The sequence below is a fragment of the Parafilimonas terrae genome (genome assembly GCF_900115755.1).
GTDB classification, from domain to species: Bacteria; Bacteroidota; Bacteroidia; order Chitinophagales; family Chitinophagaceae; genus Parafilimonas; species Parafilimonas terrae.
The window spans coordinates 279,629-300,438 of sequence record NZ_FOXQ01000004.1; the positions used below are offsets into that span (position 1 = coordinate 279,629).

Here is a 20,810-nt window from a genome sequence, read left to right on the forward strand (position 1 = left end):
AAAAACTGTGTAATTTAGAAATTGCAAAATAATGAAGAGGGAATATAAACTGGGTTTTTTTGTTATGATGTTAACGATTGTATTTGCTTTATCTTGCAGCCCAAGCAGCCGTACCAAATGTGGTTGCCCTCCCGTAAGACGAAGTGTTGGGTAAAAAAATTTTTAAAATGTAAACTCAGGTAAACTATGAACCCCCGCAATAGAGACCTGCTAGTACTTACAAAAAAAGAAAAATTAAATCAGCAAGAGCTTGAGCAGGAAATTGCGCTTTTGAATGATTTATTTTTCCGGGTAGAAAGCTCGGAGGCTTATTTTATTGCCAATGAAGTGATCGATGTAAATCGTTATAAACTGATTACAAAACTTCATAAGGTGAAGCAAATTTTAAAAGAGCAGAATCATAAGCCTTTTGTATTTATCAGCAATAAAAATTAGAAACTATCCATTCTTTTCAATAAATCTATTCCAGCCTTAGCAGTGCTTGTTTCAGTTCAGCCAAAAAAGGTTCTATATCTTCTATTTTGCAGGTGCCAATACTTAGCCTGTACCAGGGAGAATCGGCGGCCGCCCCAAAAGCATAAAACGGAACCACGGCAAGTTTGGCTTTCCCTAATAAATATTCCGTTACGTCTGCCTGTGTTTTCAATACACCTTCTGTTGTTTTCCTGCCTGCAAGATCAAATTTTACCGTTAAATAAATGGCAGCCTGCGGCGCTATAACATCAACATTAAAGCCCTCATTCTTTAAAGTAATCAATCCTTCATAAATTTTTCTCAGCCTTAATTCCAGTTGTGCTTTAAAGCTGCTGAAATGCTGCTGCACTAAATTCTTTTGTGGCAAATATTTCGCCGTGGCATGTTGCTCGGCCATAGGCGCCCATGCACCGATATGGCTTAAAAAAGCTTTCATCTTGGCAAGCACCGCAACAGGGCCAAACGCCCAGCCAACGCGAACACCTGTTGCTGCAAAGGCTTTTGAAATCCCATCAATAAATATAGTATAGGCACGCATTTCCGGGTACAACGTCACCGGGTTATAATGCTTAATATCACCATAGGTGAGTGTCCAATACATCTGGTCAAACATTAAATACAGCTTCTTTTCATCAGCGCCTCTCCTTTTATTTTCTTCAACAATAAGCCGGCATATTTCCGAAAGCGATTCTTTTGTAAGCGTTGTGCCAGTGGGGTTTTGCGGCGTGCATAAACAAACCAGCGCAGCATCTTTAATATGAGGAGCAATGTCTTCAGCAGTGGGCATAAAATTATTTTCCGGCGTGGCTTCAATCACGCAATGCCGGCCTTTATGCAGGTTAGTATAATGGTTATTATTCCAGGAAGGCGCAGCGTAAATAACCTTATCTCCTTCATCAACCACTGTTTTAAATACAGTATAGATCAACGGCCTGCCACCGGAAGCAATCAATACTTCCGAAGCTGCATAATCAAGCTGGCCCCATTCTTTCAGAAAGATGGAAACAGCTTCACGCAGTTCAATAATGCCATCTGCCGGCGGATAATTAGTATAATGATTTTTGTAAGATTCGATGATAAGTTCTTCCAGCGGCTTAGGTATTGGAAAAACGGCAGGATCAAAATCGCCTATCGTAAAATTGAAAATTTTTTCTCCCTTTCTTTTGCGTTCATTTATTTCGTTTCCAAGGCGAACAATTTCACTGCCTATCATATTTTCTGCAAGCCTGCTTAATTTTTCCATTATGCAAAAATAAGGTTTGAAAAAAAAGTGGCCTGACTGCGTAAATTTTCACGCTCTGAAATAAGTAAGGATTGATCATTTGCGGGCACATTTTGGCATTGCGAACCTACTCACCATTCACTACACACAACTCATCTATTAATTGGAAGATTGCTTTTCCTTCGCTGCCATTTTTTGTTTAAACTGTTCAATGGCAATTTTACTAAAGTCACTTAAAATAAGCCTGCCGCTGATGGCAGCGCGTTCATGCAAGAATTCGTCCCAATGTTCTGTGCCTTTCCAGAAACCTTTTTTCAGCACCGCCACAGCCTGGGGATTGGCATGTGTGAGAAAGGTAGATAGCTTTAATACCGCTTCATCCAAACTTGCTATATCAGGATGCAGCTCTGCATATAAATTTCTTCGCTTTGCCCAGTCGCAACTGCGCCATGATATGGCATCAATTGCTAACTGGCTAAAAGCCGACATATTTATTTTCCGTTCAATAATGGGTCCCACCACAAATGGCCCAATACCGATGGCAAGCTCACTCAACTTTACGTCGGCGCCCGAAACCGCAATAGCATAATCGCAGGCCGCAACCAAACCAACGCCTCCGCCAATGCATTTGCCATGAACCCTTGCAATAACTATTTTAGGGCACTTGCGCATGGCATTAATGATATTTGCAAAGCCACTGAAAAAATGAGTGCCCTCGGCTTCTGTTTTAATGGCAGCAAGCTCATTAAAAGAAGCGCCTGAACAAAATATATTGCTGCCGGCACTGCGTATCACAATCACTTTACAGTCATCATCATGGCCGGCAATATGAATGGATTTGGCAAGTTCATCTAAAATTTTATATGGAAGGGAATTGCCTTGCGGATGAAAAAACTCTATAGTTGTAATGCCCCGGTGCGTTTCGGTTTTTACATAACCTTCCTGTATTTCGTGTATCATAATGGCAATAATTTAAAGTAGTAAAGTAAGAAAAAATACTATACGCAAGTGTTATTAATTAAAGATGAAACGTAAAACTTCATGCTTTGCCGCCAACAAAAAAGCCGCAAAAATTTTGCAGCTTTTTATGTTGAAAAATGAATTGAAATTATACCGCATCAGATAAAGAGCTGAACGTAAAGTCTCTTATTTTCATTGGCGGTATCAGGGCATGAATGCCAGATTCACCGCTCACCGTTCTTTCAGGCACACCCAGCGCTTCAATATTATTAAGCATTATGATGGGGCTTTCGTTAAACCTGAAATTTTTTACAGGATATTTTACCTGCCCGTTTTCAATATAAAAAGTACCATCTCTTGTAAGCCCGGTTTGCAATACGGTTTGCGGATCCACTTCGCGTATATACCAAAGCCGTGTAACGAGTATGCCCTTTTCTGTGCCTTTAATTAATTCTTCCAGCGATTGGGTGCCGCCTTCCATTATAACCGCATCAGGCTGCGGCACTGCTTTCACCCCTTGTTTCTGCGCCCAGTAACGCGAATAAAATAAGTTCTTCATTACACCTTTATCCACCCAGGTTATTTTTTCCTGGGGCCTGCCATCTCCGGCCCATGTGCTTGTGGGAAGATCGGGATTCCACGGGTCTGAATAAATGGTTACACGTTCATCCACCAGTTTTTCCCCAAGCCTCGTACCGCCGCCTGCTTTGCTCATAAAACTCCTGCCTTCATCGGCGCTTCTTCCATCCATATTAAAAAACATGGTTTCGAGCAAAACAATAGCCGCTGTTGGTTCAAGTATCACGGTATATTTTCCGGGCTCCAGCGCTTTGGCATCAACTGAACCTGCCGCTTTCTTTGCCGCCACTGTGGTAAGGCTTTTTACATCCAGCTTTGAAACATCATTATACCCCTTTGAAGCATAGCCGGAGCCTTTGCCATCCTGCGTGCGTAATGTGAGATTAAAATTTATATTGGTGGCAGTGTTATAAGCAAACAAACCTTTTGAGTTCATCATGGCAGAATAACCTGCGCTGTTTTCCAAAAAACCTGCGGCAATTAAATTATTGTCTTTTGAAATTTGCAGGCTGTCTCCAACCGCATCAGTCCTGAATTTGGGATCGATGGCGGCTGTTGTTTCTACATAAGTTTTTGAGGGCGCAGTATATTGCTGAGGCCCGAGAATTGAAACATATTCAGGGTTTTCCGGTGCAAGCTGTGCCAGCTCTTCAGAACGCCTTACCACTTTTTCCAGCGAAGCATCATCAAACTCATTAATAGTTGCCACACCAAGTTTTTTTCCGTAAGCAGAACTTACAACAAGCGTACTTTGCGTAATGCCGCCGCTTGTTGATACGGCGTTGCGTGCATAACGGATATTACCCCCATCGCTGCTGCCGATATTTACCTCACACTCATCTGCTTTTGAATAGCTTAATACTTTTTGTAAAAGTGTTTTTGCTTCCTGTTCTGTAAGTATTGCCATATTAAAATGTTTTGTCCCCGTAAAAATTTATCTCGTACAGGGATATACATAAATTTTGTTTGTTGAATTTCTAATTCCATTCTTTACATTTCAACTTATCAACCTGTCAACTAATCAACTTCATCCCTGCTATATCTTCCTCGCCGTATTAATTACGTTCACGCCGTTAAACCTTGCAGTGGATGCGCCATGCGATACGGCGCTTGATTGCGGTGGCTGGCCTTTACCATCAAAGAAAGACCCGCCAAGGCGATAATCCTTTTCATCGGCAACAGCTACGCATGAATTCCAGAATTCCTGCGTGTTGCTTTGATAAGCTACATCTTTCAGCATGCCCGCAATTTTTCCATCTTTTATTTCATAAAACAACTGGCCGCCAAACTGGAAATTGTAGCGCTGCTGATCAATAGAAAAAGAGCCATCGCCAATTATATAAATGCCTTTCTCTACATTTTTTATCATATCGGCAACAGCCAGCGGCGATTTGCCGGGAGCAAGTGATACATTGGGCATACGCTGAAACTGAACAGAACTCCAGTTGTCTGCATAACAACAACCCTGTGATGCATTCAGGCCAAGTATATGCGCCTGGTCGCGTATGGTTTGATAATTTACAAGAACACCTTCTTTTATCAAATCCCATTCCTGGGTGGCTACACCTTCATCATCATAACCAACAGCGCCAAGGGAGCCGGGTTGTTTTTTATCTGCAAAAATATTTACGTTATTACTGCCGAATTTAAAGTTCTTCGATTGCCATTTATCCAATGTAAGAAAGCTTGTTCCTGCAAAGTTGGCTTCATAACCCAGCACACGGTCAAGCTCTGTGGGATGGCCAACAGATTCATGAATGGTTAGCCATAAGTGTGAAGGATCGAGAATAAGGTCATATTTGCCGGCTTCAACAGATTTTGCTTTTATTTTTTCGCCAGCCTGCTGACCGCCAAGCTTTGCATCTTCAATCATATCATACCTGTTACGGTATAAAGTGGTTTGGCTGCTGATCTTTTCTGCCGCTGACGGCATCACGTATTCATAGCCCATGCCCCGCGGCGCACTTAATGCATTGCGGGTTTCAAACTTACCGGTTGTTGCATCAATCTTTGTGATAAAAAATGTTGGCCATATACGGTGAATATCCTGGTCTATATAACTGCCATCTGTTGATGCAAAATATTTCTGTTCGTTTACCAAAAACAAAATAGAGTTGATGTAGTTAGCTCCTGCCTGCATTGCTGCCGAATTCACGCCCATTAGCAAATCAACTTTTTCTTTAACCGGCACTTCAAATGCATTTTTTTCAATCGGCGTTTTCCAGCTTACTTCACCAAAACCTTTTTGCGGTGCAAGCTGCACAGGTTCGGTAAGCAACCTTGCATTTTCTTTTGCGATGGACACTGCAAGCTCTGCTGCTTTGGCAATGCTGTCTTTATCCATATTATCCGTAGCGGCAAAGCCCCAGCTCCCGTTAGCAATAACACGAACGCCAATGCCATACGACTCAGTGTTTACAATGTTCTGCACCTTGTCTTCGCGGGTTACCACAAACTGGTTAAGATAACGGCCAATGCGCACATCTGTATAGGTGGCGCCTTTGCTGCGGGCTGCATTTAATGCAACGTCGGCCAGTTGTTTTTTGAGCGCCACATCGCCCGGGTCCCATGGCCTGTCGAGTGGTACCGCATTACCGACTATAGGTATGTTGGCAAGCATAGAAGCTCCAACACCCATGCCGGCAATCTGTAAAAAATTTCTGCGTTTCAAGTGGAATTATTTTGAGGTGAAAAATAGTTATGTCTCTTTAGCTGTAAGTTTTAATGATAGCAATTTAAGCAGGGATTAATATTATCACTAAAATTTTTGATGAAAGGTTGCTGACTTATTTTTTGGGGCGAGGAACCAGCTGCTGTAATAAAAGTTGTCATTTTCTTACAGATCCAAACTTAAAATAATTAAAAAAGAAGCCCATATAAAGGCTTCTTTATAGCAAAAGAAATTTTGTATTACAGCGGAAAAACCTTCCTGCCATGCACTTCGTTTATAACCTGCGCAACGCAACCATAGAATGCAGCGCCACCGCATACAATACCTTCGTAACCAGCAATTGTGTGCAAAGATTTATTGCCGGTAAAATCGCCCAAAGCCAGCAGGAAAAACAATATGGTAAGTGTAAAGAAAACCACCTGCAATAAACGGTTAAGTTTTAATGTGCCGATAAACATAAAAAGCGTGAAGATGCCCCATAATAATAAATACCATGCAACTGCCGTTTCGCTGGATTTGTATTCCGCACCAAAAGATGTTTTAGGTATAAGCCATAAAGCAACCAGCGATAACCAGAAAGCGCCATAAGCTGTAAATGCCGTTGCGCCAAATGTGTTGTTCTTTTTCCATTCCTGCAGGCCTGCGAATATTTGTGCAATGCCACCCATAAAAATGCCCATACCCATTATCATGCTGTCAAGCTCGTAAATGCCCGCATTATGAATGTTGAGTAAAATAGTAGTCATGCCAAAGCCAAGAAGGCCAAGCGGCGCAGGATTGCCTGTTGTGTCTTTAATGATAATTGTTTTTGGAGAAACATCGTTAGTTGAATTCATGCAGCAAGTTTAAAAGATTAAAAATAAAGGTTTAAAAATAACGAGGAAGTTTAAAATTGAGCATCATCAGCCAAACAACTTAAAAAATATTTGTGGAATGTGGTATGCATTTATTTTAAACTGAAGTAATGAACGTTTAAAAACGCGGCAATTTAAGCCTTGTGGCATGTTTGGCATTTCTCACCTGCTATTCATCAAAATAATTCGGAATAAACTTTGGTAATAAGAAATAGAAACTACTTTGAATAACTGAGGCTTAGCAGTGCTGAGATTAAAGCTGGGTAAGGGTTTAGGCAAACCATTTAATTGCTTATAAAGCTTGCACTACTGTTTAAGCAACTAACTAAACTGTAAAGATTGACATGTTTGAAAATTTAATTAAAAACCTTAACAGCTATCTGAATTTTACTGATGAAGAATTAACCTTTTTCCTTTCACTTTTCGTATACAAAAAGGTGAAAAAGTATGATTATATTATAAAAGCCGGAGAAATTTGCCACTATGTTGCTTATGTGAATAAAGGATTGTTCCGTTATTATTTTACAGCGGGCAATAAAGAGCATACCACACGCATATTTTTAGAGGATTCATGGACGGGCGATTATGTTTCATTCTTATGCCGCAGGGAATCTGTGGTTAACATTGAAGCGCTTGAAGATTCCGAACTATTCATGCTGAATTATGAATCCATCCAAAGGGCCTATGATAAGGCTAAAACCTTTGAACGCTTTGGCAGGCTGATAGCCGAATCACTGTTTATTGATATCGTTAGCAGGAATACGAACTTCCTGAGGAAAACACCAGAAGAACGATACCTTGATATGCTGGAACAAACGCCACAAATATTCAACAGGGTTTCTCTTAAATACATAGCGTCTATCATTGGTATTGAACCTGAAAGCCTCAGCCGCATAAGAAAAAGAACAGCCGGCAGATAATCTTAACCAACATCAATATTTCCGGTTTATTTCTTAACCAACGTTAAGTGCAAAACAACGCTTTGCATTTTACATTTGTGTTACCTATTTATACGGCCAGGACATTAAGTAATAATATAAGGTTTATTATTACTCCCGTTTTTAAATCCGTTCCCCTGCTGGTCATACTGCCTTGTTGCAAGCAATTAATAAACTCTAACTAAAAGTTATGTGGAATCAATTACACGGAATCTAACAGCAGCAAGGTTTTCAGGCTTAACACAGGTTAAGTTTTGAAATTTATTTCTTAACAAACATCAAGAAACATTCAATTACGTTAATGAATTTATCAAATTAAAAACAGCCATCCTTATCAACAATATTCTATCAGAAAAAAAATCTTTAAAGGCCGTTGCAACATTATAGTCCCCGAAATCACCTGCCATTTTCTTACTGTTTATGCATGCTGCATATACATTAACAGCATTCAAAACTGTCCATTATAATTGGTACTTATAATGCTTCAATGCCTAAACCCTTTTTATATATCACAGGCGCAAAAATTAAATCATCTACGCCGCGTTCCAGCCTTTTTCCACCTGTGTTCATAATCTTATAATAGTACATATAATTTTCTGTTTGTAAATTGGGACAAACATATTTATATGCGATGGAGAAGATTTAACGGCGAAACCATTCACATGCCTATTAAATCGGCTGTGGAAGATGCCATCAAGCGCGAGCACGACAAAGGCGTGCATTTAAAAGTTTGCATTGGCACCGACAGCCAGGTAAAAGGCAGTGAAACGGAGTTTGCAACCGTAATTGTTTTTCTACGGGAACACAGCGGTGGCTTTATGTTTATTCATAATGAAAAAACAAAGCAACGCTATAATATTAAAGAGCGCATGCTGGTTGAAGTGGCCAAAAGCATTGAAGTGGCTTATGAGCTTTGCAATCTTTTTATTCAGTATGATGTTGACATGGAAGTGCATGCTGACATTAATACCAATCCTCATTTTAAAAGCAATGATGCATTGCGTGAAGCTATGGGTTATATTATGGGGATGGGCTTCGCTTTTAAAGCAAAGCCTGAAGCATTTGCCAGTAGCTGCTGCGCAGATAAAGCCTGCAACTGATCATCTTTTCGTGCAATAAAGCACTGCAATAAATTACTTCACGTCTCCGGATGTTTTCCGGGGCTAATAATTCCTACGCCGCCAATTTCCTAAATCTATACAGCCTTATCCGCTTTCTTTATCAAATAATCACTGAATATTAAGCATTGATTATTGCTTGTTTAAAACAATTATACTTCGCCTGAAAAATACCGGATGTAACGCTATAAATTTATCTCACCTTCATTATCCCAGTTCTTCTTCACCGTTAATTTGCGCGGGAGGCGTATTACTATTTCAGGCTGGCGTTTAAGTTCAAAGCTGCCGGGCGTCCATGTAAGGTTTTTATCCTCATCATATAAAATGCGCAGTTCATAATCGCCGGGCTTGTATAGCTTGCGGTAAAACTCGGTGCTGGTTAATGCAGCCGAATCAACTACTTTATCATTTTGTGTAAACTGCAATACAGGGTTAAGGCTCAAATCAATTGTAGGGAAACGCAAACGCACACTTCCATATTCACTTTCTGCTGCAGTTTGAAATTTAATGGTATCTGTTTTGGCCAGCATTTTACCGCTGCTGTCAACAAAAGCATCCGGCTGAATTACCAGCCTGAAATACTCCCCTTCTTTCCACGGATATTCTACCGTGAATTTTTTAAATGAAGTATCTGCAACAATCCTGTAATTACTAAGCGGTTTAAAATTACTATCGGCCAAAATAATTTTAGACGAATCAAATGTAGCCAGCTTCTCCTGGAAATTTATATCAAGGTTGCTTAACAAATCCTGTCGCCCGTTTTCCATTGCCACAGCATATTTTAGGGTTGTATCATTTCCTTTTTTTCTTGGTGGCTGGTTAGTTGATTGCTGTTGCCCAAAACCTTCGTTTTCTTTACCGGGCCTGTATTCATTATAGGCATATAACATAACAGGCTCCGCTGAAGTAACGCTATCGATTGTAACCGGTTCATCCAAAAAAGCAAACAGTTTCGTGCTGTCATCGTAACGCTTGGTATAATCGTTGGGCAAAACATATACGGCATATTTGCCATAAGCCACATATTTAAAATTAAAACGGCCTGCACTATCGAGCGTGGTATAGTAATCAGGCCTGAGTTTTTTAACAGCAGAATCATTGAGGTTGCTATGCAGCACAACAATAAGCGTGGAATCAGATTTCCCTGTTTCAGCAAGCTGTACTTTGCCGCTTAACCGCCCATCTATAATATGATCACCGGTGGAAAAAACGTAAGTGAAATTTTTAGCAATATTGCCTTCGTTATTATCTTTTAAAGCCTTGCCAAAATTGATGGAATAAGTGGTGTTTGGCTTAAGCGAATCTTTCAGCCGTATATTAATATCCTTTAAATGCGCCATTATAATCGGCGCTATTTCTGGATTTGGCGATACTACCAGGCTCGTTTGCACCGCCTGGTTATCTAACTGAATATATTCATTAAACGTAAGCGTTATCCTGTTGTTTTTAAAATTAAGCGCTGAATCTTTAGGCGTTGCAGCAACCAATACCGGCGGCAATGAATCCCTTGGTCCGCCCGTTGGCGGAATAATGTTGGCACAGGATGTTAATGTCTGAACCTGGATTTGTAGGATGGATAAGATTATAAGGAAACTTAAAAAATTTCTTTTCATGTGATTGCTGAAAATACAAACATAGGATGTTTAAAATTGCAAGCTTCCTAATAATCCGATAAATTGTCTGAACCGGGATTAATGGGATTTAGGGATTAACCGGATTATAACGATGCTTTCATTGTAATCCTGCAAATCTTATAATTTATAAAAATCCCGGTTCAGACTATTTTTACACTTCATGCAAAAGCCACTTAAAATATTACAGGCGTCTGCAGGTTCCGGAAAAACCTTCAGCCTTGCCGCCCATTATCTTACCTTATTATTCAGCGGTGAAAATAAATACCGCGAACTGCTGGCGGTAACTTTTACAAACAAAGCCACCGGGGAAATGAAGACCCGCATACTGGAAGTGCTGGAAGGCCTCGCCAAAGGCGATGAAAGCGTGAACAGTTATCGCAGCATTATTTTAAAAACACATCCGCACCTGGCAGGCGAAACATTGAAAGAAAAAGCGGATAAAATATACAGGAAGATATTGCATGACTACAGCCGGTTTGCCGTAAGCACGATTGATGGTTTTGTGCAGAAAGTGATACGAGGTTTTGCATTTGAGCTTGGCTTGAGTTCTGATTATGCGCTGGAGATGAATTATGATAAAGTGAAAGATGAACTGGTGCAAAAAATGGATGCTTCGCTTGACAATAATAAGCAGTTGCTCGAATGGATAATTACGCTTGCGCTGGAACGCATCAGCGATAATAAAAACTGGGATTATAAATTTGAATTAGGCAGCCTTATTAACGAAATATTCAAAGAAAGCTTTGAAGTATTTGAGCAGGCCCTTGCCACTATCGGCACAGAAAATATTGATGCGCTTTTTAAACGTTATAATCAAATAACAAAACAGGAAATTGATGCGTATGAAAAACAACTTTCCGAATATGGAAAGCAGGCGGTGACTGTGTTTGAGCGGTATAATTTAGATAAAGCGCATTTTGTGCAAGGCAGCAGAAACTGGTTATTCAAGCTACAAGCATTCATCAATAACGACCAGGATAAATTTGCTAAAATATTTGCATTGATTGATAACCCGGATGCATGGTTTAAACCAGACAAGGGCGACGGCAGCATGTACCAGCAGCTAAATGCATTACTAAAAACCATACAATCATTTTACGAAGAAAAAGTTGGCTCGTATGAACTGGCCATAGCTTTTAAAAAGAATTTATATTATTTAAGGTTGATGCAGGAAGTGGTAACACTGTTATCAGCTTATCGCAATGAACACGACAACCTGCTGATAAGCGATGCGCAAAAACTCATTACCGGCATTACCGGCGATGCAGGCGGCAACCCTTCTTTTATATGGGAAAAAGTGGGCGCCCGCTACCGAAATTTTTTGTTTGATGAATTCCAGGATACTTCCGTTAATCAATGGAAAAGTTTCAGGATGTTACTCGCCAATGCATTGGCGTCAGCCGAAGGAAAATATATAGACAATTTAATTGTGGGCGATACCAAGCAAAGCATTTACCGCTGGCGTAATGGCGACTGGAATATATTGCACCAGCAGGCAAAAAAAGATATAGGTGAATTATATATTTTAGAAGAAAGCCTATCAGAAAATTACCGCAGCACTGCCAACATCATCGATTTTAATAACCATCTGTACCAACTGTTACCGGCATTATTGCAATCATATTTAAACAATACCGTGCAGGAACAACCGGCGGCTATTAATGAATGGTGGAACAGCAATGGTTTTAATGAAGTAATTACATCAGTATATGCAGGCGCAGCGCAATCCAAAGCGCTATCTACAAAACCCGGCGGTGCTATAAAAGTTAAACGCTTCAGCAAAGCTGAAGATGAAACAGCGCGTTATACCGAAACAGTTTTCCGGGAGCAGGCATTGAATGATGTGCTTGAAGAAATCAAGGTACTGATACACGAAAAAAATTATGCACGTAAAGACATAGCCATTTTAGTGCGTTCTAATTTTGAAGCAACAGCCTGTGTTGAAAAGCTTATGGAACATAACATCCCTGTTATAAGCGGCGATGCATTGCTCATTAGTAATAACCTTGCAGTTGATCTTATTATCAATACACTAAAAGTTATAACCGGCATTGATGAACAAACAGCTTTGTATAAAGCTAACTGCATTGCTTTATATCATGCGGTGCATCAAAACCAGGCAGGGCCCCACCTCTATTGCGACTTGAATGAAAAATCTTTATCACAATTAGATAATGTATTGCCCGCTTCCTTATGCAACAACTGGCAGCAATGGCTGCAATTGCCGCTGGCTGAATTAGCAGAGAATTTAATTACAAGTTACCAGCTTAATCATCTTCAGCAACACATTCCTTATTTGCTGGCCTTTCGCGATTTAATTGGCAACGCCACAAAGCCGGGCGAGAAAGGCATTGGCGCTTTTTTAGAATGGTGGGAAGAAGAGGGTTGCAAAAAATCATTGCCTTCTCCTGATGGTGCAGATGCAGTGCAGGTAATTACCATCCATAAATCAAAAGGGCTTGCATTCAGGGCGGTGTTTGTGCCATTTTGTATATGGGACAATGAAACAAAAGCCAACTCCGTATTCTGGGTTCCGGCACAGGATACCATGTATCATGAATTAGGTAATATGCCTTTGCGCTTCAGCAAAGCGCTTGCACGCACTTCGGTTGCCAAAGCCTATTTCAAAGAAGTGTTGTACAGCAATATGGACAGCCTGAATATGCTGTATGTAGCCACTACCCGTGCTAAAGATTTTTTATACCTCGCCACCATGTTTAAAAAAGAAGCGGATAAATTATCTAACATTGGCGATGCAATTAATACGGCAATGCAGCAGTTTAACCCGGAGTTTGCAAAAGATAATTTGTATGAAAAAGCAGAAGACATATTAACCGCGGCCGCACCACAGCAACGTTCATGTATTACATTGGAAGATTATCCCACTTCGCAAAGGCTTTCAGAACTGTATGTGGAAATAGAAGATAAACATATTGTTCATTTGCTGAACAGGGAAAAATCGGGTCGCAGAGGTTCACTCGCACATGATGTTTTAGCCAATGCGTCTAACGAAGATGAAACCAATGCTTATTTAGAAAAACTATTATCGGAAGGCGTGATTCAGGAAGAAGAATTGCAACCTTTAAAACAGGCTGTAATGGATGTGTTGCAGCATCCTGAACTGAGTAAGTTGTTGCATCAATCAGGCCACAGCATTATTGAGAGGAACATTATTGATATTAACGGCCGCATACAACGTCCCGACAGAATATTAATAAAAGACGACAGTGTGCTACTGCTGGATTATAAGTTCACATTAGAGCAAAGTGATAAACATGTTGAACAGATTTTAAAGTATAAAGATTTATTAAAGCAAATGGGTTATGTTAATGTGCAGCCTTATTTGTTTTATGCAGTGAGGAAGGAGCTGAAAAAAGTGGGGTGATTAGGAACCGTTACAAATAGATACTTTTCCTTGGGTGGCGCCTTGTATCGTACATGTTCAGCACTTCGATGGTATCGTCTTTAATCCGGTAATACAACCTGTTATGCTTCGTTATCAAAATGCTCCGTACAGGCTTAATTACAGAAGAAGGCGCACCGATATAAGGTTGTTTAGATAAAGTTTGAAGTCTTTTTTGTAGACGGATAATAAATTCATCAGCAACTTCTTCACCCCATGCTGATTTTAGATAGTCAAGCAGTTTAAAGAGCCTTTTCTGAAATCGTTTTTTGTAAATTATTTTGTACGCCATTGCCTGATTGCTTCATCCAGTTCCTGTTGGGAAATAGCATCAAATCCAAAAGGCTCGTTAACAAGGTTGATTAACTCCTCTTTGTCTTCTTCTGATAATTCATCAGTTACATCTTTGCCTTCGTTTTGTGTAAAAAATTCATAATCTGTTTTAAGTAACAGCAATAAATTTTGGTCTTCAGTAGAAGATATTTTATTAATAAGGTCTTGTTTTATATCGTTGGTCATAATTCTAATTTAAATTCTTATGAAAAGGGTAATTGTGGAAAATCAACCTTATCAAATTTATACCATTTTATTATTTAAATTAACAAGCTGCAGTCATGATTAACAAACTGTAATTTAGCCCGGCAGTAAGATTATTGCTGCACAATGATATGCAGTACAAGGGAGTGCCACAACCGTGACGCCACCTGTTCAATAGCTGGCAACCCAAATAAAAACAATCAATTTAAACTGCAGGTTTAAACAAAACTTATATTGATATTTTTATAGTATGAAGCCGTTTTTAAAAGAAGTAGCAGAAGATTTAATTAAAAAGTTTGGATTGAATATTCAGCATTGTGCCATTGTGTTTAATAATAAACGGCCGGCTGTGTACTTGCAAAAGTACCTGGCGGATATTATTCAAAAACCTCTCTTCAGTCCTTCTGTATTTACCATACAGGAATTTTTTGATGAAGCTGTGCAGGAAAAACCCGCCGATTTTTATATGCAGTTTTTTACGCTGCTGGATATTTATAACCAACTGCTGGCGGAAGAAGGTTTGCCCACCATAAAAAGCAGCCAGTTCTTTGGCCTTGCCAGGATTATACTCGCCGATTTTAACCAGGTGGATAGTGATCTCGTTGATGCAGACAAGCTTTATAAAGAACTGGAAGATATTGCTGCCATCAATCTTGAATTTGATTACCTAACGCCGGAACAATATGCATTCTTATCACAGTTTTGGCAATCATATTCTGAAGGAAAACATAAACGGCAGCAGGAATTGTTTATACAAATGTGGCGCAGGATGCCACAGCTTTATCATCGCTTTCATGCAGCGCTGGCAGCAAAAAAACATATTACGCATGGCGGCGCTTACCGCAGGCTGGCAGGCATGGACATAGCGGAAATGGGCTATTTAAAAAAGTTTGAAAAAGGCAAGGTCATATTTGTTGGCTTTAATGTATTAAGCCGTGCCGAAGCACAACTTTTTACCAAACTGCAACAAGCAGGTAAGGCTTTATTTTATTTTGATGCAGATGAATATTATTTGAACGATACATTGCAGGAAGCAGGTTTGTTTTTGCGCAGGAACATACATGAACTGCATTTAAAAAACGAGTTTGCAGCGCCGGTTAATTTAATGAAAACAGCAACGCATAATGTTGATGTATATAAAGTACAAGGCCAGGCGGCGCAGGCTAAAATACTTAATCATATTCTTGGCAATGACTACAAACAACAAACGGAAGTAGATGCCGTGGCCGTTGTATTAGCCGATGAAACTTTATTGTTGCCTGCGTTGCAAACCATTCCATCGCAGGCAGACGAAAAACCAATAAACCTGAATGTAACCATGGGATTTCCACTGGGCATTTCTTCGGTGTTTGGGCTGGCAGATTTATGGTTAAGCTGCCAGTTAGAAATGTTCAACAACACCAATATATTAAAGTCTTCATCAACGCATATTACCTACCAGCAGCTTGAGTCTTTCCTCACACACCCGCTTACGGGATTGAGTGAGAAAATGAAGAATAAAATAAGAAAGGCATTGATTGATGAGAACATTGTACATGTAGAACAAAACCGTTTGATACGGCAGGGCGGTATGCTGCAAAAATTCTTTACACATATACATCAACCCAAACAGTTAATAGCAGCCTTGCTGGATGTATTGAATTTTGTGCTGAATAATCTTTCGCAACAAAAGCAGTTAAAGAATATAGATGCAGAGTTGTTTGTAAAAACCATTCATGAGCTCAACCGGCTTAACGATAACATTAAAGATTACCTGGAAAATGAAGAGCTGCCTTTTGTAATAACGCTTATACAAAAAGCATTGCAAAACATTAATGTGCCGTTAAGCGGCGACCCCTTGCAGGGAATCCAGCTAATGGGTTTACTCGAAACGCGGAACCTTAATTTTAATAAAGTTGTATTCCTTGGTTTTAATGAAGGCATCATTCCAAAAACGTCTATTGGCAATAGTTTTATACCCGACAGTTTGCGCAGGGTTTATGGCCTGCCGGTGTTGGAAAACCTTGATGCCATTTCTTCCTACATGGTGTATCGTTTGTTGCAACGGGCCGAAGATATTTCCATCGTCTATAACAACCTTACTGATGAAACTACCAGCGGCGAACCCAGCCGTATTTTAAAACAACTGGAATATGAAAGTGGTTTCAACTTTAATTATTATGAACTGGATTTACCGGTGCAGACAGCGGAAAAACAAACAATAGAAATTGATAAAAAGAACCCGATGGTAAGGCAACGTTTGCAGCGCTATCTTAGCCAGGAAAAAACCTTGTCGCCTTCTGCCCTCACCACGTATATCGCTAACCCCATTGATTTCTTTTTTAGTTATGTGGCCAACATAAAAGAGCCGAAAGAAGTAACGCCTGTAGTGGAAGCCAATGAAATTGGTTCTATACTGCATGCGGCAATGGAAAATTTTTATCGCCCTATGTTAAAACAGGAAGTAACGAAAGAATGGATACAGGAACGCCTTCAACAAAAAGATGCACTTATAAAAAAAGCGTTTGCCAAAGTGCGCAATATGCCGGATGCAGATACGTATGAATTCTCCGGCATGCAGCAGGTGGTGCTGGCAATAGTGGATGCTTACATCAATATTATTACCGAACGCGATATGGAAGATGCGCCGTTTACCATTATGGCGCTGGAAGAAAAGATAAATGCAGCAATTCCTTTTCAGCTAAAAGGCAAAAAGGAAAGCATTAAAATATTTGGTATTGTTGACCGTATTGATGTTAAGAATGGCGTAACAAGAATTGTGGATTATAAAACCGGCAAAGATGAACTCAGTTTCAATGCCATTGATAAACTTTTTGATACGAATGATAAATACATTAACAAGGCGCTAATACAAACTATGATTTATGCTGATGCGTATGAGAAAAAATCACGCAGCCGGCATGTACAACCGGTATTGTATGTGGTGCGGACCATGAAAGAAAAAGGCATTGTTTTTTCATCGAACCGCAAACAACTGGAAGGGCCTTTTCTCGCCGAACTGAAACCTGCATTTCTTGCAGGGCTTGAAAACAAACTGGCGGAATTGTTTGATGAAGATATTCCTTTCAAAGCCAGCGAAGTGGCGGATAACTATATGTATTCTATTTATACAACGCTGTTTTAGGACATGCTTGCTTTCGTCACTCTATACAGCAAGATCAGTAACGGATGATACTTACTCAGGTTTATGTTTATTTTATTTGTGCTTGCGGAGCTCCTTCGCTTGTTTCAGCAGTTTTTTATTCGCCTTGATTGAGCTTTTGCAGTGCAGATTTTTTAAGCAGTTGAACACGATATTGCAAGAAGAAATAAAGTTCTTGCGCGTCATTTCGACGACAGGAGAATGCGTAGCTTCATTGATGCAATTAAAATAGTTATGAGCGAAGCGTGTAAACAATAAAGATTCAATTTTGTATCTTTGATAAAAAGATTAAAATGTCTTATAATAAAAAGGAATTAATGTCTTTGCCTGCAGATGAAAAACTTGAGCTTGCAGAAGAATTATGGAGCAGTGTGGAAGAAAGCCTAATGCCTATAACAAATGAGGAGCTTGCTTTTGCAGAAGAACGCCTGAAATTGCACGAAGCCAATCCCACTGAGGGTATGAGCCTTGAGCAACTTAAAAAATATTTTGCCGGCAAGTATGGTTTTTAAACTTATAATAAAACCAATTGCTTTTACTGATGCAGATGAAGCAGTTACTTATTATGAAAAAAAATTGAAAGGTTTAGGCAATCGTTTTTATAACAGCTTACTTGTATCCCTGGAAGAAATTCAAGCAAATCCTTTTTACTATTCATTTATTAAACAACCTGTAAGACGACATATTATTTCAAAATTTCCTTACAAAATTTATTACCTGGTTTCAGAAGAAATGATCTATATAATTGGTATTTCACATGCAAAAAGAAGTAATGCATTTGTGAAAAGAAGATTGAAATTATTGGAATAGGGCCAAAAGATTTGGTTTGTTTCAACACGAGCCAAGGCAAGGCTGCGGTTCCGGCTATCCGTTACAAATGCGATAGCATTCATCGAGATAATTGAAAAATATAGTGAAAGAGATAAGTCCTCACTACACTGCGTGCTTTCCACTTCGATTACGGCAGCCTTTGAGCGTATACAACCCTATTCATCTGATAAATCCCTGAAAGTGTCATTGTTCTCAAGCAAACGAGCTGAATGGTGCACAGTGATTATATAGATCTTATCATTTTCAATTCTGTAAATGATTCTGTATTTCTTAAAAAGTATTTGCTTGTAATTTGATTGAGGTAATTCACGAATCGTCCCACCAATTTCAGGAAAACGTTCAAGCTTAAGGGTCGCGTCAATTAATTTTCTTACAAATTGCTTTGCATAAAATTCAGAGTCTTTGCTGATGTACGAAGCAATGTTGTCAATATCATTTAAAGCGTTTTCCGTCCAGGTTATTGAAGCCATTTTGATAGCTTTTCTTTAGCTTCCTCTGTTGTATATGTTTTGCCTTCATCAATATTCTTTTCCCCAGCTTCAATTTTGTTCAACAACATAATACGTTCAAGCAACACATCAATATCCACAAACTCTTCTTCAGGCATCGCATTGATTGATTCTATTACCTTTTTTTTTGAAACTGCCATAGCTTATTTCTTTTTTCAAACTTACTAATTTGTTTTATTTAAAAATTATGCATTGTGACTTAATATAATGTAAATTATAACCAGTTCGCCATCCTTTCTGCGAAAGCAAGGATTTCATAATTGCGTTGCTTATAATAATTGTTCTGCTCTTTTTCTTGACAAAAAGAACCAAAAAGTTAAAAGAGATATTCAACGCTTTTTTTCATTCTATGATTGAGATTTTTTTGTGCAGATTTTTGAGCAGTTGAGCGTTGATATTGCATGAATTTTCTTACTTTCCTTTTAGGTACGGGGTTTTGAGCTGTAAGCATTGTACCGAAATAAAAAAATTTTATTTGGAATAATATCCATTCTTTTTAGTTTTTGGGTACATAGGAAAAGCTATATGTACCCGTTTTTGCACTTTTGGGTACATATCAAAGCGCTTATGTACCTGATCTTAATTTTTTTGCGCCAGTTGCTTGTTTAGTAATAGCTGCTATCAGCTCTACAGATGGGACGTTGGAACACCTTCATACTTACTTTATCATAAAATTTATTTACATCGAAAAAAGCGCAAGCCAAAAAATTACAATTGCCGAAATATTGTATTTCGATTCGCTGCGCTCTTTCAGCTTCACGCATAATTACATTGCCATCAAAACGCTCTCGCCATCTCTTGCTGTTGGATCCTTCAGTTCAATAAAAAAAGTGATTTACCATTTTTATTTTTAAGCGTTATATCAGCGCAACGCTCTTCCAATGATGTATAGGGATGAATGCGGTTTCCTAAACCTTTTTCTTTTATAAGTTCAGTAAAACAGTATTTAAAGTTCATTGCAGTTGCCGTTTAATAGCTAACCACCAAACTGTTTCATTTTTATAAAAAATTTGTATGGCTGATAAAGGCTTGCTTTTTATTCCCGACATAAGCGGCTTTACAAAATTTGTACACGAAAACGAAATTGAACATAGCCGCATCATAATTGAAGAACTGCTGGAAAACATCATCAACTCCAATCAAATGGGATTGAAAATTTCTGAAGTGGAAGGGGATGCAGTATTATTTTATCGTTTTGGCAACAGCCCGTCTTTTGAAGAGATATACGGCCAGGTTGAAAAAATGTTCTGCAATTTTCAAAAGCAATTAAAAAACTATGAGAAAACACGCTTGTGCATTTGCGCTGCCTGCAAAAGCGCCGTAAACCTGAGCCTGAAAATAATAACACATTATGGCGAATTCTCTTCTTACACCGTAAAAGATTTTAATAAGCTTATTGGGAAAGACGTGATTATTGCCCACCAGTTATTAAAAAATGATATAAACCTGCATGAGTACTGGCTTGATACCAATACTTCACCAGCCGGGCAGGAAAGCAACCAACTGTTTCCGGAGTGGATGCAATGGCAACATGGTATAAAACAAACAGAAAATGGCAATATTGATTTTACCTATTGCATGCTTACTAACCTGAAACAAAAAATAGAGGCCGATCCGCCGGAAGATAAAACAATAGGCAGGCAAAAGATAAAAGTGCTGAGGGCTGAAAAGACAATAGATGCAGGCCTGGTGACGGTTTTAAGCGTCATGGGGAATTTATCTTTGAGAAATAAATGGCAGGACGGCGTGATAAAAGTGGACAACATTAATCATCCTATTTATCATTTAGGCATCAAATTCAGAGTTGTTACAAGACAAGGCAGTACTGTTTTTTATTCAAGTTCTTTTGAAGATATGGGCGATGTTTTTTGTTTAAGTGAAACGGATGAGCGCAAAACACAAAGTTTGTTTATAACATTAAAATCAATCGCTTAAAAT

The 20,810-nt window shown here is 39.1% G+C and carries 19 protein-coding genes; 8 read left to right on the plus strand and 11 right to left on the minus strand.

Annotated features, from left to right (window positions below; all coding sequences use genetic code 11):
• The first annotated feature begins 186 nt into the window (after positions 1-186).
• Positions 187-435 (plus strand): hypothetical protein, encoded by a 249-nt coding sequence (locus BM015_RS09160; RefSeq protein WP_090657540.1) that lies wholly within the window; start codon positions 187-189, stop codon positions 433-435.
• A 25-nt stretch (positions 436-460) separates the two neighbouring features.
• Here the strand turns inward: BM015_RS09160 and BM015_RS09165 are convergent, their stop codons facing one another.
• From BM015_RS09165 to BM015_RS09185, 5 genes are all read right to left on the minus strand, one after another.
• On the minus strand, positions 461-1,717 hold the full coding sequence (locus tag BM015_RS09165; RefSeq protein WP_090657542.1) for a pyridoxal phosphate-dependent aminotransferase: 1,257 nt from the start codon (positions 1,715-1,717) through the stop codon (positions 461-463).
• Between the two features lie 138 nt (positions 1,718-1,855).
• Positions 1,856-2,656, minus strand: coding sequence for an enoyl-CoA hydratase/isomerase family protein (locus BM015_RS09170; protein ID WP_090657544.1), 801 nt, complete (start codon positions 2,654-2,656; stop codon positions 1,856-1,858).
• A gap of 148 nt (positions 2,657-2,804) precedes the next feature.
• The gene (locus tag BM015_RS09175) at positions 2,805-4,142 is read right to left on the minus strand and encodes a TldD/PmbA family protein (RefSeq protein WP_090657546.1); all 1,338 of its coding nucleotides are present in this window, start codon (positions 4,140-4,142) and stop codon (positions 2,805-2,807) included.
• Positions 4,143-4,271: 129 nt separating this feature from the next.
• Complete coding sequence (locus BM015_RS09180; RefSeq protein WP_090657548.1) at positions 4,272-5,906, minus strand: TldD/PmbA family protein; 1,635 nt, start codon at positions 5,904-5,906, stop codon at positions 4,272-4,274.
• A gap of 239 nt (positions 5,907-6,145) precedes the next feature.
• Entirely contained in the window at positions 6,146-6,742 is a 597-nt protein-coding gene (locus BM015_RS09185; protein ID WP_090657550.1) for an acetate uptake transporter, read from the minus strand.
• 362 nt (positions 6,743-7,104) lie between these two features.
• Between BM015_RS09185 and BM015_RS09190 the strand changes: the two genes are divergently transcribed.
• Positions 7,105-7,680, plus strand: a complete 576-nt coding sequence (locus tag BM015_RS09190; protein WP_090657552.1) for a Crp/Fnr family transcriptional regulator — start codon at positions 7,105-7,107, stop codon at positions 7,678-7,680.
• Positions 7,681-8,324: 644 nt separating this feature from the next.
• Positions 8,325-8,798, plus strand: a complete 474-nt coding sequence (locus tag BM015_RS09195; RefSeq protein ID WP_090657554.1) for a ribonuclease H-like YkuK family protein — start codon at positions 8,325-8,327, stop codon at positions 8,796-8,798.
• 203 nt (positions 8,799-9,001) lie between these two features.
• Here BM015_RS09195 and BM015_RS09200 read toward each other — a convergent pair whose 3' ends face one another.
• Complete coding sequence (locus tag BM015_RS09200) at positions 9,002-10,429, minus strand: Ig-like domain-containing domain (RefSeq protein ID WP_090657557.1); 1,428 nt, start codon at positions 10,427-10,429, stop codon at positions 9,002-9,004.
• 181 nt (positions 10,430-10,610) lie between these two features.
• Between BM015_RS09200 and BM015_RS09205 the strand changes: the two genes are divergently transcribed.
• On the plus strand, positions 10,611-13,835 hold the full coding sequence (locus BM015_RS09205; protein WP_090657559.1) for a UvrD-helicase domain-containing protein: 3,225 nt from the start codon (positions 10,611-10,613) through the stop codon (positions 13,833-13,835).
• A gap of 10 nt (positions 13,836-13,845) precedes the next feature.
• On the opposite strand, the gene BM015_RS09210 is transcribed toward BM015_RS09205, so the two are convergent.
• Together BM015_RS09210 and BM015_RS09215 are read right to left on the minus strand one after the other, a co-directional pair.
• Positions 13,846-14,145, minus strand: coding sequence for a type II toxin-antitoxin system RelE/ParE family toxin (locus tag BM015_RS09210; RefSeq protein ID WP_090657561.1), 300 nt, complete (start codon positions 14,143-14,145; stop codon positions 13,846-13,848).
• A complete protein-coding gene (locus BM015_RS09215; protein ID WP_090657563.1) occupies positions 14,130-14,372 on the minus strand; it encodes a hypothetical protein in 243 nt (80 codons plus the stop codon). Before BM015_RS09215 ends, BM015_RS09210 begins: the two co-directional genes overlap by 16 nt.
• Positions 14,373-14,640: 268 nt before the next feature.
• Here BM015_RS09215 and BM015_RS09220 point away from each other — a divergent pair, with 268 nt between their 5' ends.
• From BM015_RS09220 to BM015_RS09230, 3 genes are all read left to right on the plus strand, one after another.
• Complete coding sequence (locus tag BM015_RS09220) at positions 14,641-17,514, plus strand: PD-(D/E)XK nuclease family protein (RefSeq protein WP_090657565.1); 2,874 nt, start codon at positions 14,641-14,643, stop codon at positions 17,512-17,514.
• A gap of 311 nt (positions 17,515-17,825) precedes the next feature.
• Positions 17,826-18,044, plus strand: a complete 219-nt coding sequence (locus BM015_RS09225; RefSeq protein WP_090657567.1) for an addiction module protein — start codon at positions 17,826-17,828, stop codon at positions 18,042-18,044.
• Positions 18,034-18,342 carry a type II toxin-antitoxin system RelE/ParE family toxin gene (locus BM015_RS09230; RefSeq protein WP_090657570.1) on the plus strand — a complete coding sequence of 103 codons (309 nt, stop codon included), beginning with the start codon at positions 18,034-18,036 and terminating at the stop codon, positions 18,340-18,342. The genes BM015_RS09225 and BM015_RS09230 overlap by 11 nt, the downstream gene beginning before the upstream one ends.
• 176 nt (positions 18,343-18,518) lie before the next feature.
• On the opposite strand, the gene BM015_RS09235 is transcribed toward BM015_RS09230, so the two are convergent.
• The 3 genes from BM015_RS09235 to BM015_RS21540 all read right to left on the minus strand — a co-directional run bounded on the left by BM015_RS09235 (position 18,519) and on the right by BM015_RS21540 (position 19,829).
• Positions 18,519-18,833: a type II toxin-antitoxin system RelE/ParE family toxin gene (locus tag BM015_RS09235; protein WP_090657572.1), complete on the minus strand. Its 315-nt coding sequence runs from the start codon at positions 18,831-18,833 to the stop codon at positions 18,519-18,521.
• Positions 18,821-19,012, minus strand: a complete 192-nt coding sequence (locus BM015_RS09240) for a hypothetical protein (protein WP_090657574.1) — start codon at positions 19,010-19,012, stop codon at positions 18,821-18,823. The genes BM015_RS09235 and BM015_RS09240 overlap by 13 nt, the downstream gene beginning before the upstream one ends.
• Positions 19,013-19,685: 673 nt before the next feature.
• Positions 19,686-19,829, minus strand: a complete 144-nt coding sequence (locus BM015_RS21540; RefSeq protein WP_177191857.1) for a hypothetical protein — start codon at positions 19,827-19,829, stop codon at positions 19,686-19,688.
• A gap of 57 nt (positions 19,830-19,886) precedes the next feature.
• On the opposite strand from BM015_RS21540, the gene BM015_RS09250 reads away from it, so the two are divergent.
• Complete coding sequence (locus BM015_RS09250; protein ID WP_090657577.1) at positions 19,887-20,807, plus strand: DUF2652 domain-containing protein; 921 nt, start codon at positions 19,887-19,889, stop codon at positions 20,805-20,807.
• Positions 20,808-20,810 lie beyond the last annotated feature (3 nt).

Bases quoted from the DNA above. Each gene is read 5' to 3' on its own strand.
- BM015_RS09160 (WP_090657540.1), top strand. From the start codon at position 187: ATGAACCCCCGCAATAGAGACCTGCTAGTACTTACAAAAAAAGAAAAA.
- BM015_RS09165 (WP_090657542.1), bottom strand. From the start codon at position 1,717: ATGGAAAAATTAAGCAGGCTTGCAGAAAATATGATAGGCAGTGAAATT.
- BM015_RS09170 (WP_090657544.1), bottom strand. From the start codon at position 2,656: ATGATACACGAAATACAGGAAGGTTATGTAAAAACCGAAACGCACCGG.
- BM015_RS09175 (WP_090657546.1), bottom strand. From the start codon at position 4,142: ATGGCAATACTTACAGAACAGGAAGCAAAAACACTTTTACAAAAAGTA.
- BM015_RS09185 (WP_090657550.1), bottom strand. From the start codon at position 6,742: ATGAATTCAACTAACGATGTTTCTCCAAAAACAATTATCATTAAAGAC.
- BM015_RS09190 (WP_090657552.1), top strand. From the start codon at position 7,105: ATGTTTGAAAATTTAATTAAAAACCTTAACAGCTATCTGAATTTTACT.
- BM015_RS09195 (WP_090657554.1), top strand. From the start codon at position 8,325: ATGCGATGGAGAAGATTTAACGGCGAAACCATTCACATGCCTATTAAA.
- BM015_RS09200 (WP_090657557.1), bottom strand. From the start codon at position 10,429: ATGAAAAGAAATTTTTTAAGTTTCCTTATAATCTTATCCATCCTACAA.
- BM015_RS09205 (WP_090657559.1), top strand. From the start codon at position 10,611: ATGCAAAAGCCACTTAAAATATTACAGGCGTCTGCAGGTTCCGGAAAA.
- BM015_RS09210 (WP_090657561.1), bottom strand. From the start codon at position 14,145: ATGGCGTACAAAATAATTTACAAAAAACGATTTCAGAAAAGGCTCTTT.
- BM015_RS09215 (WP_090657563.1), bottom strand. From the start codon at position 14,372: ATGACCAACGATATAAAACAAGACCTTATTAATAAAATATCTTCTACT.
- BM015_RS09220 (WP_090657565.1), top strand. From the start codon at position 14,641: ATGAAGCCGTTTTTAAAAGAAGTAGCAGAAGATTTAATTAAAAAGTTT.
- BM015_RS09225 (WP_090657567.1), top strand. From the start codon at position 17,826: ATGTCTTATAATAAAAAGGAATTAATGTCTTTGCCTGCAGATGAAAAA.
- BM015_RS09230 (WP_090657570.1), top strand. From the start codon at position 18,034: ATGGTTTTTAAACTTATAATAAAACCAATTGCTTTTACTGATGCAGAT.
- BM015_RS09235 (WP_090657572.1), bottom strand. From the start codon at position 18,833: ATGGCTTCAATAACCTGGACGGAAAACGCTTTAAATGATATTGACAAC.
- BM015_RS09240 (WP_090657574.1), bottom strand. From the start codon at position 19,012: ATGGCAGTTTCAAAAAAAAAGGTAATAGAATCAATCAATGCGATGCCT.
- BM015_RS21540 (WP_177191857.1), bottom strand. From the start codon at position 19,829: ATGAACTTTAAATACTGTTTTACTGAACTTATAAAAGAAAAAGGTTTA.
- BM015_RS09250 (WP_090657577.1), top strand. From the start codon at position 19,887: ATGGCTGATAAAGGCTTGCTTTTTATTCCCGACATAAGCGGCTTTACA.